Here is a 13,541-nt window from a genome sequence, read left to right as displayed (position 1 = left end):
TTAATTAAAATGGCTGGTAGTGATATAACTCAAGGTAATTGTCCATTGCCTCTATACTTACCATATTTAGCATCCCATTTATATGTTGCAAGTGCTAAATCCCATCCACCTACAACTGGGTGGTAATTCTTCCAAAATTCTAATATCTCACCATCTGATTCTATACGAACTTCTAAATCCCCCATAATAGACAGTTTTTGTTTCAATGTTCCATCTTCCAGTTTATAGATATACAATTTTGTATTTGAGGGGGCATAATTATAAGTTACAGCTACGTGTTTTTCGTTTTTAGCAGGTGAAAATATTTGAATATTAGGTTCTTCAAAAGACTCATCCGAATATATTTCATCTTGTATAAGTACTATTATACCTTTTGAATTTATTAGATAAAATTTTCCTGATTTTGTTAGAATAAAACTTTCTGTTTTCTTATCAGAATTGATATCTTCTGTTTTAATTAAAGCGATTTTTTCATTAGGGTACCTTTGGTTAAACTGGGCTTTGGGATCGGAAGAAGCAAAAGCCCAGTTTGAAGATAATAGAAATGAGGTAATGAATATTAACTGGAAAATAGCGGTTCTCATAGTAATCTCCTCAATTTTAGGTTGTTAGCTGATCAGATTCTTTTTCGAAAGAAAATTATGTTTTATAGTAGTCTATCAGACCTAGGAAGATTTTTCTATGAATATTTACAGAATAGACCAGATGAATTATACTTTCGAAAGTATCGATGATATCCTGCTGGTAAAGTCAGTCAGGTGTTTTTTTATGCGTATGTATCAGTATTAACATATATATTTAAAAGTTTTAACCTTAATTTAAAGTTAAATCTCACTTATATCATAATGATAAATTGTTCGTTACATACCTAAGGGGGATGAGTATTGAGTATACGAAAAGAAGTTGCACAGGGAATTAAAGATTATAAAACTGGAGGTTTAGCAGAAGGGTTTGTTCTAGCTGAAATTTTGGTTTTGTGTGTAGTCGTTGGTAGATGGGCTGATAGAACTTGGTGGCCAGACGGAGAATGGTGGATTGGAGCTTGGGTCTTTGTCGTTTGTCTACTTCTTCTTTTTGTACCTATAACTTGTTTAATTATGATGATAGTGTTTACTTTGGGTTGTGGTGTAGCGGGTTGGGTGATAGGTGACTATCTATTCAATAATTTGGGTGCTTCTGTGGTGATTTCAATCATTTCTGCAGTTATTGGACTAAGTATGAATGTGTCAGGCTGTCCCAAATACGCTTCAAAACGTTTAGTTAAAGAGCTTGGTGATAAACTTTAAATTATGAAATTTTCAGTTACAATAAAAGATCTTCAGAAAAATCTAAAACCGTACGTAATAAATATTTCTGTAAGCCCTGGGACAATCTCAGGGTTTTTGTCATAAATACGTAGAATTTGGAAAATCGACGTGGTATATTTATCCTACAACTAAATACCCAAGGAGGAACTATGAGTAGGGGAAGCAATAAAAACATTGGTACAGCAAAGATACTAGGTTTTGTATTTATCATCATGATAGTCTTGGCGATCATACAGTATTTTGGGTTACTTATTATTGCAGGTGGTCTAGGGTATTGGGGCTATAAAAGATACCAGATTGGAAAGGCAGCTAATCAAAAGAGTAAATCGGCTACAGTGTTATTTTCATTAGCCGGTATTTTTTCCGTCTTCTTTCTTATCAATATCACTGTACATAAAGACGAAACGAAGGTCGCCGCTCCTACAGTAGCTCCAGTTGAACAGACTGTAAAGACTGAGCAGAAAGCAGAGTCAGTCTCGGCCAATGCTGCTCAAACTTCACCTGTTGTTACTACTGCTGATCCTGCTAAGGGAACTAATCAAAAAAATCGTCTTTCTATTACACTGATTGAGGGTACGGATGGCGACACATTCAAAGCTTTGGTGAAAGGCAAGGAGGAAAAGATTCGTCTTTTGCTGGTTGATACACCAGAGAGCGTGAAGCAAGGAACGCCAGTTCAACCGTTTGCCAAAGAAGCATCTGACTTCACATTAAAACAATTGAAAAAAGGCAATTTGAAGTTGGAACTAGACATCTCCGAGCGTGATAAATATGGTCGCTTACTCGGTTATGTATGGGTTGGTGACAAAATGTTAAATGAGCAGCTTTTAGAGCAAGGTTACGCCAGAGTAGCGTACGTCTATCAACCTAACGTAAAATACGTTGACCATTTTGAAGCAATCCAAACGACAGCGAAAAAGGCTGGAGTAGGAATTTGGAGTCTTGAGAACTATGCTCAGGAAGATGGATTCCATGAGCAAGTGGCGAAAAAAACAACAGCTGCAGCGAATAGTGAGAATAATCACAACAGCTCATCGTCACATGTTAAACGGTCCACACCCAAAAAAGAAACTGTTAAGCCTGCTCCTGAGTCAACAGAGTATGTCTTCTATAAAAATTGCTCTGAAGCGAAAGCCGATGGAGTTGCTCCGCTCTATGAGGGAGAACCTGGGTACAGACCTAAATTAGATAGGGATCATGACGGGGTAGCATGTGAGAGATAAATAGGAGACCTGGATATTGTAAAATTTGTTCAGTCGGATATTTATCAGTTTAGTAACAACAACCTAGTAATGTTTTAGCTATATTTCAGTATTGGGTATAAACCAACAGTAAAGGTAAAATTAATGTAGGGCTTCGTAATTTGATATCAACAATTAGGAGGACACAATGCAATTTATTACACCGATTATTACAGCTTTAGTAACTGCCGGATCCACCTTTTTACTAATGTATATTAAAGATGTACGACTTCAAAACAATAAAGAAAGGGTTTTACTAATTAAAGAAAAGTTGGAGAGTTGTTACACTCCTTTGTATGTAAAGTTAAGAACAAAGAATGAGATACAGGAAGGATTTTTAGAAAATGAAATTAATCCTATTGTTCTTTCATTCGGACATTTTATGTCTTCAAAATCTCTTGCTGAGTATTCAGAATTATATGATTTAGAAAGAGAAATTAAAAGTCTAATAATAGCTGAAAAAGATGAAGAGCGAAAATTAGAAGAATATAAAAAGGAAGTTGAGAAAGCTGATTCCGGAGAATCATCGATGAAGAAAGGTAGTCCAATGTACGAAAATTTACAAAATAGAATAGAGAATCCTAAAATGCTTGGAGCTATATTGGGAAAAAGATGGAAATTAATGGATGAATATAAAGGTGGTATTTCTGCATTTAGGGTAAATATAAAAGAAGAGTATGAGTCTTTAATAAATAGTTATGAAAAGTACTACAATTCTCAGATTATTTAAAAATATTGGTTCTTGTGTGGAATAAATTGAGAATTACAATTCAACTTATCGAAGCTCCTTTAATAATATAAGTTTAAGATGTCTAATTTCATTTTTTGTTTATAATATATTATAGTTATATTTAGGAAATGTTTGTTATTAATTGTTTGACTTATTTAATCTATTAAGGATTAATTGAGTATATATAGTACGATGATTAAGAATGAATGCTAACGCATTTGCTAACGAACATATAAAAACTTAGTGATATTAAAAATGAGAAGACTCCTTATACTAACAGATTTATAAGCATAATAAACCTGATAATAGCGTTTTAACTAGCTCAGTTGGTTAGAGCGGTCGGCTCATAACCGATTGGTCGGGGGTTCGAGTCCCTCAGGGCCCATTTCCTCAAAAACCCTTGCTTAGCAAGGGTTTTTTCGTCGTTTATAGAAGCATTAGGAAAAGAGTGACACAGGACTACTGAAAGTGATTTACAAGATGGAAACTTAAAAGTGACCCTCTTATTAATCAAATAAATTTAATTTAATTTAATTAAACTTTTTGAAAAAGGAAGAATGGTATTGAATAATTTATCTATGAAAACCTTTTTCCATAAGAAGGATAACTTGGGGGACACTGTTTCCACAAAGAATACTATCTTATTAGTAGAAGTCCTTATATACCTATTTATTCATTTGTCGAAGTATTTTTAAGTTGATGACATAAATAAAGTGAAAATTGCCCGGACATTTATAACTATGACTTTATAAGCTAAGCATGTAGTTAACAATCATATTGATCAGCGAAGGAGTGGTGATTGTGAAGAACAAGGTGGGAAGTTTGAAAACTTCCCGAAAAAGTCCGGCTCAGCAATTAAGAAAAAAAGGAAAGCAAAATTTTATTTCATCTGTCAGATCGCTTCAGCTTATTACCTTACCCGAAGTAAAAAATCTAAAGGGCAAAAAAATCCGAACGACTGTACCAAATATAACCGGGACAATTACCGCCACAGTAGGGGATTATGATTCGAATACAAACCGAGTCCAGTTGATTAATATTATTAGTGACAGAACAGGAGTAAACTATGGAAATCTAAGTTATCTTCCTGATGAATTGAGTGGCTTAGAAGTGTTAGGCGGTGAGACACCGACACCAACACCAACACCAACACCAACACCAACACCAACACCAACACCAACACCAACACCTCAAAATTGTGCCATAACTGGAGGTAAAGGTAATCTCCTTTATTCGGGAGAAGCTAGTATCTCGATAGGGTCGGTAAGTTACACGGTACATGAATGCCAAATCGAAGTAACGCCAAAAGTTGCCGGAATACCTGTTCAAAAGTTTGTATTGAATAGAGACAAAAATAGAGTTGAAGGTACTTACCCTACAAGCATAGTAACGAGAATAAAATTTGCAATATGGGTAGTAAACAAGGAATTATGGATCGAAGTTGAATCTCAACACAAAAATTTATTGGGTAAATGGCTTAAGACTACGGGAGGAAAAACTAAAGTTGGTTCTTGGTCAGGATTGAAGTTTTAAATAAATTTAATAAGAGAGCAGTGAAGGTACCTTTCCTGCTCTTTTTATCTCTTGTAAAACAAAAGCTGTCGCACATACTCTTTTTTTCTCAGCCGACCGCCTTTGAATACTGTCGCTAAAGGTATTGGGAATTATGAGAATCAGCGTTTTTGGTATCGAGGGATAGGGAACAGATCGGATCGAAAGATTATTATGTCATTTGTTTTTTGTCACCTCATAACAAATTTATAAAGTTCTTTTTTTGAGAGGAATACCTATTGTGGACCGAAGTCTTGCCACCATGTTCTTCTATAGTAGAGTAGTTGTTCATATTTTATAATTACAATAACTATATCGTGACTGAACAAGCATCTTCAAAGTTTTATTCAATTTCGGAGCAAATCAGAATTTATAGTTTTAGGAATATAGGTGAAAGGCAACGGGATAATAACATACCCAAAACGGGGAAGGGGAAGAAAAACTATAATTTTGTTAAGGATACATTTGAGGATACCAATTTCTTGGGTAATAGCCATCACCAGGCACACCAGTACCGGGCATACCACTACCAGGCAGGCATACCACTACCAGATGTACTTCCGCCAGGTATAACAAGCTGCCCTGCCGCAGCAATCGCTATAATATCATCAGCTGTTGTAAATTGTGGTGCATCTGGTAGTGCTCCCTGAGGGAAAAACTTAACAGATCCAAAATTAGCGCCAGACGAAATATCAACTTCTTCAATATAAGCGGTTTTGTAAATAAACCCATTTTTCAATATCATATCTACCTTTTTTCTCAAAACTTTTGGCAGTAGGAACCGTTAAATATTGTATACTTCGATTTCTATTACGTTCATGTAGCTTTTCTTCCTAAATTTAGGTGAATGCAATCCATTGTATGTCTGTATATTTAAGGTTGCAATATTTAGGTTTTGAAGGGTCCGTATGATCTGTTATAAATACATATCCATAAGGTCGCCCCATTGCAACATCGGTTGAATCCCAAACATCGTAATTTTTCCTTTAATCAACACTCCTTGGTTTGTAAAAACATTTACTTCTTTATCTAAGTAAAGTTGTTTGATTAATTCTGGATATAGAGGGGGACGGGCATCAAATTGCATAGCGACAGGATAGTAATAAACCCAAAAAGCTTGCATTAAAATTAACCACCACCTTACAATACAATATTTCATACTGATAAACGCCTAATTTACTTAAACAAATTATTTAAACTAGCTACTGCTGGTGTATGTACGAATAATAATTACGATTGCATTAAACAAAAGCACTGCCCCAATAAACGGACAGTGCTTCTTTTGATATTCTCGAAATCACTTAACAAAGTGCCTAAGAAACTCGCTATCAAATCACCATTTTGATAATGATCGTTGACTCCGTACTCCCAGGAATGCTTATTCCAACCTTAGTTTACCTTGACGGTATACACCATTCTCAATTTACCGTTACCGCCGTAAATTTCTACTCTTGCGCTCGTTGCAGTGGTGGTTGTTACCACGCCGGAAGAGGAAACTGTGACATTTCCGCTCGCCACTTTATAAGTATCGCCCGGGTAATTTGACAGCGCATAGGAATAATTTCGTGGCAATGTAGCCGTTCTGTAATATACTCCGTTAACTTCTACAACAGGCGTAATTACGGGCGAAGGACCTACTGCTGCGGACGCACTAGGGACGATGATACTACCAATTAGCCCCAAAGACATTGCTGTTGTTAATAAGATTTTCTTAGTATTCATAAAAATACCCCTGATGTATTTATACAAGCTCCTAAAATATACCATGTAAATTGTTATTTTCACTTTATTCGACAAATGCTGTCAATATAAGACATTCAAATGATACAAAAGGCCTATGGAATATTAAAAAATTAAATTATAATAAATGAAGAATTTTCTTTCGATTTATCATACTTTTGAACTATTCTCTATAGCTGGGCAATCTTTGACCTAAAGCGAATAAAAACGGACGTCAGAGTGATTAGCTCTAAGCCCGATTTTCGTATTTGTATTCTATTTAGTTCTTGATATCAGTTGACAAGTTGGTGCGCAAGCCTCTCACCGCCGTCTGGATTCTTTTCTACCATACGCTGTTTTAATGCAGACAGTTCCGCACAATGACGAATGGCTTCTGCTACAAGCTGAGCAATCTGTCTTGCTCCTTCGTCAGAGAAATGGGTATTATCTGTTACACCAGCGGGGTAATTAGGATGTGTTTTTTCAGGCAAATGCATAAATAGCTGCTGGGACTCTTTTTCACCCATGGAACGATAAAGCTGCTGAGAAGCTTCAAAAATATCGAGCAGGGGTGTTTTGGTTTCCGCGGCTACTTGTCTCATGGCAGCGGGATAGGCTCCTACAGCCAGCGGATCAGGTTCACCGTTTGCGGTGAATCGGCGGCGGCTTACAGAGGTCAATAGCACTGGAATTCCACCACGCTCTCTAGCGGACTGAATGTAATGAATTAAGTTTTGACGATAATCTCCATCAGGATCGGTATAGCGAGTGGGGTCTTCTTTTTTCTCATCGTTGTGTCCAAATTGAATAAACAGATAGTCTCCAGCTAGAATATCCTTTTCAATATCAGCTAATCGGCCTTCTACTATAAAAGATTTGGTGCTTCGCCCATTGACAGCACGATTGTCCACATGAACAGACGGTGCCAAATAGCTTTGCAAGTATTCACCCCAGCCTGTCATCGGTTTTTCGGTAGCCCCTTTTTGAGCTGCAGTGGAGTCCCCGGCGATAAACAGTCGAGTTGTCATCTGTTGTCTCGCCCGAGCATATCCATGTTTTTGAAGCCAAGTTTCCGCCAGATTGAGCCATTGATGGCATTCATGGTTGTCTTCTGACAGTCCCAAGCCGTGTCGTCCTTCCTCAAATACATGCAGTTCAAACGGAATACGTTCCCTGGATAATGAAAAAGCGAACAACAGACTATTTTCTACCGGTACAGCGCCATCATTGGCTGTAGTCCACATCAAAGTTGGAGGTGTCTTTGAAGTCACTTGCCGATCGGATGAAAAGGCTTGAAGCTGTTCCAGCGTCGGCTGTTCCCCTAAAAAATGCGTACGGCTTCCGATATGTGTATAAGGCTCATAAAATGAAATTACAGGGTATCCCAACAACAGAAGATCTGGCTTTACCGTCCCTATAGTGGAGACAATGGAGGCCAAATGACCGCCTGCTGAAAAACCGATGAGCCCCACTTGGTCAGGGATGACCAGCCAGTCATGCGGTGTTTGGCGAATCCATTGCAGAGCATGTTCTACATCCTCCAACAAGGAAGTAATCTCGAAATCACCGACTTGATACTCCAGCACACCCGCATGAATATCTAGATCGTTCAACCACCGAGCTATAGGCTCTCCTTCATGTGAGGCCAAATGCTCGTAACCACCGCCAGGTAATACCAATATAAAAGGACGAGCTTCACCAACTGCTACGGGATAGAGGGAGAGAAAGGAAGTTTCTGACGGAAATTCTTCTTTTACAATCGGTTCTTTAGGACTAACAACATATAACATAAGTAATTCCTCCAAATTTCTTTTTAACTGCCGCCAACCAAACAAAATCGACTTAAATTGGAATGATACGGATGTAAAAAATAATGCACACGTGAAAAAAATGATTTAAACCTTGTTATGAAAGCGCTATAATTTTGATGTGATACAAAGAGCCAGAGGGGGAGCGCAATGAAAAAAGGAAGAATGTTCTACACCATTTTTATTACGATTCTGGTTTTAGGAATAGGATTTGTGGCCAGTTTTGGAAGCTACATCTATTTTACAACAATTAGCTCCGTTGTGGAGAGGGTTTCCAATACCAAGCAAAGCTATATGGCACAGATCAGAAATAGCCTGGAGCAGAAAATTCAAACGATTGAATATGCTTTTAATACGTATAGCACGACCAGTTCCTTTAATGATGTTGTGAAAAATCCCATTACAGAAAAAGACTTTATAGCGTATCGGAATGTGAATACTCAGCTCAATTATATTGCTACGATGGGATTAGAGGGAACGGAATATTCACTCATCAGTCTGGATCAGAATTGGAGAATCTCCAATGGAAGCCTGTCTTATTTGACGAAAGCAGAAAGGGAGAAGCTGGTTAATACCTATATCGACCATCAGAATCAGGGACTATTCTGGGTTAAAACAGATAAAGGGATTCGTTTTGTTAATACCTTGCCTGTATTCTCTAAGAAGAAGCAAGCCATTGCTCTGTCGGATATTTCGCTGCAAACATTAAATCATACCATTCAAACAGAGGATCATATGCCCGTGTTTATTTTGAATAATCAAGGTGATTTAATGTATGAAACCCAGCCTGCTGAACAATTATTGTCTACCCAGCAGCTTTTGCACATTTCAGAAGCCACAGTGAAGTCGAGCAACACAGGTATGCTAACTTTGGAGAAAACGGATCAGCAGCCTGCACGACAAGTCATCTATGCCAAATCTGCCTATAACAATTGGACTTACTTAACAGTGTTAGATAAGAAAGAAATTGCGGATGCCTTTCAAACGACCAAATTTGGGATCATCATGATGGGACTTGTATTAACGCTTTTAATGGTGGTAGTGGCGTACTTCATTGCCATTTACTTTACAAAGCCATTTCAGCAAATAAAACGAAGCTTGCCTAAAAATCCTAATTTCGCTTTCAAAAATGAACCTTCTAAAAATGAAATTGAATGGATTATTAATTCCATCGACAATATTGTAACCGAGAAGGAAAGCTTGGAAAGTCTCATTCAGTCCGAAATGCCACAGTTGGAAACGCAATTGATTCTCAACCTGTTTCGCAAACGTATTTCTGCAGAGGAATTGGCACGAAAGATGCCACGCTTGGGTTATCCGCAGATCGAGAATCAAATGTATATTACCTTGTTAGTCCAGCTGGATAATCTGGGAGATCGAGAGCCCTCGGATAAAGATGTTTTGCTGCTGGCTATTAACAAAATCGTAGAAGAAACGATTCCAGAGCAGCAGCGAATGCTCCCCATCATTTTGAACGATAACACTCAGGCCACCATATTAATTTTGGCAGGGTTGAGCGAACAGGAAATGAGAAAGCAAGTTCTGGATGATGCGACCCTTTTGGTTCGAAACGTAAAAGAGTATTTAAATGTTTCCATCAGCATCGGCATTAGTACGGCGTATGATAACTTATTAGAAAGTAAAGAAGCCTGTGAGATGAGCAAGCAAGCTTTGCATCACCGTTTAAATTTAGGCAAAGAGTCGATTATTTTTTATGAAGATATTTCCATGGTCATTTCAGGTCCGGTGCTGCTTCATTATCCTACGGAATTGGAATCGAAACTGTTTGATGCCATCCGAATAGGGGACGAAGAGCAGGTATATCATACCGTGCACTCTTTATTGGAGGAAATGATGATAAAAAATAATCATTCCATGAACTTTGAAGTGCTGTTGGTACGGTTTGTGAATAACCTCATCCAATTGGAGCAACTATTAGGGATTGAAGTGCTGCTGACGCAAGACAATCATGCCTTGTATCATCGTTTGCTGGACATCCGTAACCCGGAAGAGATAGAACGTATGCTGATAGAGCAAGTTATTTTCCCCATGGTAAAAAGCATGAAAGAGAAGACCAACCAGCAATTCCGCTGTCTCTCGGAGAAAATTGCTGCTATTATCCGTGCTGAATATGACCAGGAATTATCATTAGAACTCATTGGAGACCGACTTCATTACAATCCAAATTATTTAAGCAGTATTTTCAAAAAAGAATACGGAACGACGTTTAGTGAATATCTGATGGGCTACCGGTTACAAATGGGCAAAAAGTGGCTCGTTGAGACAGATATGACGATTAAAGAAATCGCTGAGCGACTGCAATATCATAATTCGCAAAACTTTATCCGCTCTTTTCGGAAAAAGGAACAGGTTACACCGGGAGCTTACCGAAAGATGAAGCAAGCCAATTAACCTTTAACCGCGCCTAATAAAGCTCCTTTGACAAAGTGCTTTTGCACAAATGGATACACGATTAACATCGGAACGGTCGCAATGACAATGACCGCCATCTTAATGGTCTGCGCAGGCGGAATGACATCTACAGCAGTTCCTTCTGCCTGCATACCACTGGAAACGATTACAATTTGCCGAAGCAATACTTGAATCGGCCATTTGGCAGAATCATTGATATAGAGAATGGCGTGCATATACGTATTCCAGTAGGCAACAGCGTAGAATAGAGAGATGGTTGCAATAGAAGGCAGGGCTAATGGCAACATAATTTTAAAGAAGATACCAAAATCGTTGCACCCGTCCATCTTGGCTGATTCCTCCAAATCATCTGGCAGCGCCTGAAAGAAGTTACGCATGATAATCAGATTAAACGCATTAATGGCCACAGGAAGAATCAAGGACCAATACGAATTGATAAGCCCCATGCTTTTTACAACCAGGAATGTTGGAATCATCCCCCCACTAAACAACATAGAAAACACGACAATGAAGTTAATCGTATTGCGGCCGAGTAGATATCTTCGGGATAATCCATAAGCCATAAAAGCAGTAAATATCATACTTACAACTGTACCGACGATCGTTACGCCGACCGAAACCCCGAGACCTCTAAAAATGGTGGGAGTCGACAGAATATAGCGGTAGGCATCCAAGGAAAAAGTAACTGGGAATAAAATGAACTTCTTGGCTATCACTTCTTCGGTTGAGGCAAAAGAGCTGGCGATGATATTCAAAAAAGGTAAGAGACATGTGAGGGCAATGAGAATCAATAGTGTACTGTTTACAATGTTGAAGATACGGCTGCCCAGCGATTCTTTTTTTCGTAATTTTTGTTTTCGTAATGGCTGTGTCAATGTGGTTGACCTCCTCGTAATCGTTTACATGGCAACCTTATCAAGAGGAAAGAATTCCGTATATAATCAAATCTTGAGGTGTTCCCTAAGCCTGGAAAAAAGCGAATGATCATTAGGTTGTGTAGTAATCATTAGCTAAGGTGAAAGGTTGAAAAGTAGGCTGCACACCCAATTTTGTAAACGCTATCATTTGGTGATTATATGCGGAATGCTGAAAATCGCATACTCTTGAAAACGTATACAGGAACGTTTGAAGGAGGTCGAACTAATGAAAGTTTCAAGTGTCCCCGCACCAAACATGAAAATGAAAAAGAACAAAAGAACGACGGAAAGCCTTTTACGAATGCAGAAACACAAGCTGCTCTATCTAATGGTTTTACCCGGACTGGTATACTTCATTATTTTTAAGTACTTTCCTATGGGGGGATTGGTGATTGCATTTCAGGATTATCAAGCTTTTCAGGGAATCACAGGCAGTCCATGGGTAGGCATGAAGCATTTTATTCGTTTGTTTACCGAGCCTACGTTTTTTATGCTGCTTCGCAATACGCTGGTTTTGTTTGCATTGAACATTGTAATCTTTTTTCCATTGCCCATCATTTTGGCGCTTATGCTGAACGAAGTCAGGAAGATGTTCTTTAAGAACATTATCCAAACCATTATCTACATCCCGCACTTTATGTCATGGGTTATCATTGTTTCGATTTCTTATGTATTCCTAACCGTAGACGGTGGGGTGCTGAACGAAATGATTGCCGCGCTAGGCGGTGAGAAGATTAGCTTCTTAACTTCTCCGCAATGGCTACGAACGGTCTACATCGGGCAAGTGATTTGGAAGGAACTCGGCTGGTCTACCATCATTTATCTTTCTGCGATTACAGTGGTAGATACGCAATTGTATGAGGCAGCAGAGATGGACGGAGCTGGACGCCTAAGAAAGACATGGCACGTTACCTTGCCTGCGATTCGCCCGGTCATTATAACATTGTTAATTTTGAAAATCGGTAGCACGTTGGATTTGGGCTTTGAGCATATGTATCTGCTATTGAACTCCTTAAACCGCGAAGTTGCCGAAATCTTTGACACCTACATTTATACTGCGGGCTTAAAGAATGGACAATTAAGTTTCAGTACGACGGTAGGACTTTTTAAAGGTGTGGTAGGTTTAATCCTGATTATGGGCTCCAATCGACTGGCCAAGAAATTTGGTGAAGACGGCGTTTACTAATGACGACGGGAAGGATGCAAAATGGTACGGTTTGTAGAAAACATGAACAAATGGTGCATGCGCCTGCTACGATTGGTCTATCTTAACTTGCTTTGGACGGTTGCGACGATTCTGGGCTTGGGTTTTATAGGCGTTGGGCCTGCAACCGTCGCTATGCTTAGTATTTTAAGACAGTGGATTCGGGGCAATGAGGAAGTCGCCATTTTCTCGACGTTTGTACGTTACTTTAGAGAAAGCTTTAAAGAAGCAGCAATCATTGGCGGGCTTTACAGCCTTGTGGGTTACGTGCTCTACGTAGATATCGTCAACGTCTCGTCCTGGTATGTTCGTGTGGTGACGCTTATTGGAGCCTTTTTGTATCTCATCTCTTTGGCCTACATTTTCCCGCTGCTGGCTCACTATGATTGGAAAGGTATCAGACTGAAGGTCAAAATGTCGATAGTGATTGGATTTTCGTATTTACAATATACGCTTGTTCTTTTTGTAGCCATTGTCGTGCTATTTGCATTGATTCTAGGCTTGTACCCAGGAATTCTAACTTTTGCCGGAGCAAGTATTATGGGTTATCTCGTGATGTGGATGACGTATCAGGTGTTCAGCAAAATAGAGCGAGAGGTTCTGGTGAAAGAGGAAGATATGGCATAAATAT

13 protein-coding genes and 1 tRNA gene are annotated in these 13,541 nt (G+C 38.7%); 8 read left to right on the top strand and 6 right to left on the bottom strand.

All coding sequences use genetic code 11. The annotated features are described in order from the left end of the window. Nucleotides 1-29: 29 nt before the first annotated feature. Nucleotides 30-584: a hypothetical protein gene (locus MKY16_RS15410; protein WP_340955952.1), complete on the bottom strand. Its 555-nt coding sequence runs from the start codon at nucleotides 582-584 to the stop codon at nucleotides 30-32. Between the two features lie 300 nt (nucleotides 585-884). On the opposite strand from MKY16_RS15410, the gene MKY16_RS15405 reads away from it, so the two are divergent. From MKY16_RS15405 to MKY16_RS15385, 5 genes are all read left to right on the top strand, one after another. Continuing rightward, nucleotides 885-1,286: a hypothetical protein gene (locus tag MKY16_RS15405; protein ID WP_254350043.1), complete on the top strand. Its 402-nt coding sequence runs from the start codon at nucleotides 885-887 to the stop codon at nucleotides 1,284-1,286. Between the two features lie 170 nt (nucleotides 1,287-1,456). Continuing rightward, the gene (locus MKY16_RS15400; RefSeq protein ID WP_340955947.1) at nucleotides 1,457-2,530 is read left to right on the top strand and encodes a thermonuclease family protein; all 1,074 of its coding nucleotides are present in this window, start codon (nucleotides 1,457-1,459) and stop codon (nucleotides 2,528-2,530) included. A 166-nt stretch (nucleotides 2,531-2,696) separates the two neighbouring features. Continuing rightward, entirely contained in the window at nucleotides 2,697-3,278 is a 582-nt protein-coding gene (locus MKY16_RS15395) for a hypothetical protein (RefSeq protein WP_340955946.1), read from the top strand. A 319-nt stretch (nucleotides 3,279-3,597) separates the two neighbouring features. Continuing rightward, nucleotides 3,598-3,663, top strand: a tRNA-Met gene (locus tag MKY16_RS15390). A gap of 416 nt (nucleotides 3,664-4,079) precedes the next feature. Next, on the top strand, nucleotides 4,080-4,811 hold the full coding sequence (locus MKY16_RS15385; protein WP_340955944.1) for a hypothetical protein: 732 nt from the start codon (nucleotides 4,080-4,082) through the stop codon (nucleotides 4,809-4,811). Between the two features lie 544 nt (nucleotides 4,812-5,355). Here MKY16_RS15385 and MKY16_RS15380 read toward each other — a convergent pair. From MKY16_RS15380 to MKY16_RS15365, 4 genes are all read right to left on the bottom strand, one after another. Then, nucleotides 5,356-5,568, bottom strand: a complete 213-nt coding sequence (locus MKY16_RS15380) for a hypothetical protein (RefSeq protein WP_069010291.1) — start codon at nucleotides 5,566-5,568, stop codon at nucleotides 5,356-5,358. A 177-nt stretch (nucleotides 5,569-5,745) separates the two neighbouring features. After that, nucleotides 5,746-5,952 (bottom strand): hypothetical protein, encoded by a 207-nt coding sequence (locus MKY16_RS15375; protein ID WP_069010292.1) that lies wholly within the window; start codon nucleotides 5,950-5,952, stop codon nucleotides 5,746-5,748. Between the two features lie 266 nt (nucleotides 5,953-6,218). Then, nucleotides 6,219-6,551, bottom strand: coding sequence for a hypothetical protein (locus MKY16_RS15370; protein ID WP_069010293.1), 333 nt, complete (start codon nucleotides 6,549-6,551; stop codon nucleotides 6,219-6,221). Nucleotides 6,552-6,841: 290 nt separating this feature from the next. After that, entirely contained in the window at nucleotides 6,842-8,338 is a 1,497-nt protein-coding gene (locus MKY16_RS15365; RefSeq protein ID WP_340955942.1) for a GDSL-type esterase/lipase family protein, read from the bottom strand. Between the two features lie 168 nt (nucleotides 8,339-8,506). Between MKY16_RS15365 and MKY16_RS15360 the strand changes: the two genes are divergently transcribed. Further along, nucleotides 8,507-10,768, top strand: coding sequence for a helix-turn-helix domain-containing protein (locus tag MKY16_RS15360; protein WP_340955938.1), 2,262 nt, complete (start codon nucleotides 8,507-8,509; stop codon nucleotides 10,766-10,768). Here the strand turns inward: MKY16_RS15360 and MKY16_RS15355 are convergent. Continuing rightward, on the bottom strand, nucleotides 10,765-11,664 hold the full coding sequence (locus MKY16_RS15355) for a carbohydrate ABC transporter permease (protein WP_013311057.1): 900 nt from the start codon (nucleotides 11,662-11,664) through the stop codon (nucleotides 10,765-10,767). The two genes, MKY16_RS15360 and MKY16_RS15355, sit on opposite strands and share 4 nt — an antisense overlap. Nucleotides 11,665-11,932: 268 nt before the next feature. Between MKY16_RS15355 and MKY16_RS15350 the strand changes: the two genes are divergently transcribed. Both MKY16_RS15350 and MKY16_RS15345 read left to right on the top strand, forming a co-directional pair. Further along, the gene (locus MKY16_RS15350) at nucleotides 11,933-12,892 is read left to right on the top strand and encodes an ABC transporter permease (RefSeq protein ID WP_023989418.1); all 960 of its coding nucleotides are present in this window, start codon (nucleotides 11,933-11,935) and stop codon (nucleotides 12,890-12,892) included. Nucleotides 12,893-12,913: 21 nt separating this feature from the next. Continuing rightward, nucleotides 12,914-13,537, top strand: coding sequence for a YesL family protein (locus MKY16_RS15345; RefSeq protein ID WP_340955936.1), 624 nt, complete (start codon nucleotides 12,914-12,916; stop codon nucleotides 13,535-13,537). The last annotated feature ends 4 nt before the right edge of the window (nucleotides 13,538-13,541 follow it).

The sequence above is a fragment of the Paenibacillus sp. FSL L8-0641 genome, from assembly GCF_038006265.1.
Lineage (GTDB): Bacteria > Bacillota > Bacilli > Paenibacillales > Paenibacillaceae > Paenibacillus > Paenibacillus polymyxa_D.
Note: the sequence above shows the minus strand (reverse complement) of the source record. Positions and strands in the feature narration are given on the sequence as shown.

What these genes read in the sequence shown, in the direction of transcription:
- MKY16_RS15395 (WP_340955946.1), top strand. Translation starts at nt 2,697, where the DNA reads ATGCAATTTATTACACCGATTATTACAGCTTTAGTAACTGCCGGATCC.
- MKY16_RS15345 (WP_340955936.1), top strand. Translation starts at nt 12,914, where the DNA reads ATGGTACGGTTTGTAGAAAACATGAACAAATGGTGCATGCGCCTGCTA.
- MKY16_RS15365 (WP_340955942.1), bottom strand. Translation starts at nt 8,338, where the DNA reads ATGTTATATGTTGTTAGTCCTAAAGAACCGATTGTAAAAGAAGAATTT.
- MKY16_RS15400 (WP_340955947.1), top strand. Translation starts at nt 1,457, where the DNA reads ATGAGTAGGGGAAGCAATAAAAACATTGGTACAGCAAAGATACTAGGT.
- MKY16_RS15410 (WP_340955952.1), bottom strand. Translation starts at nt 584, where the DNA reads ATGAGAACCGCTATTTTCCAGTTAATATTCATTACCTCATTTCTATTA.
- MKY16_RS15360 (WP_340955938.1), top strand. Translation starts at nt 8,507, where the DNA reads ATGAAAAAAGGAAGAATGTTCTACACCATTTTTATTACGATTCTGGTT.
- MKY16_RS15370 (WP_069010293.1), bottom strand. Translation starts at nt 6,551, where the DNA reads ATGAATACTAAGAAAATCTTATTAACAACAGCAATGTCTTTGGGGCTA.
- MKY16_RS15375 (WP_069010292.1), bottom strand. Translation starts at nt 5,952, where the DNA reads ATGCAAGCTTTTTGGGTTTATTACTATCCTGTCGCTATGCAATTTGAT.
- MKY16_RS15350 (WP_023989418.1), top strand. Translation starts at nt 11,933, where the DNA reads ATGAAAGTTTCAAGTGTCCCCGCACCAAACATGAAAATGAAAAAGAAC.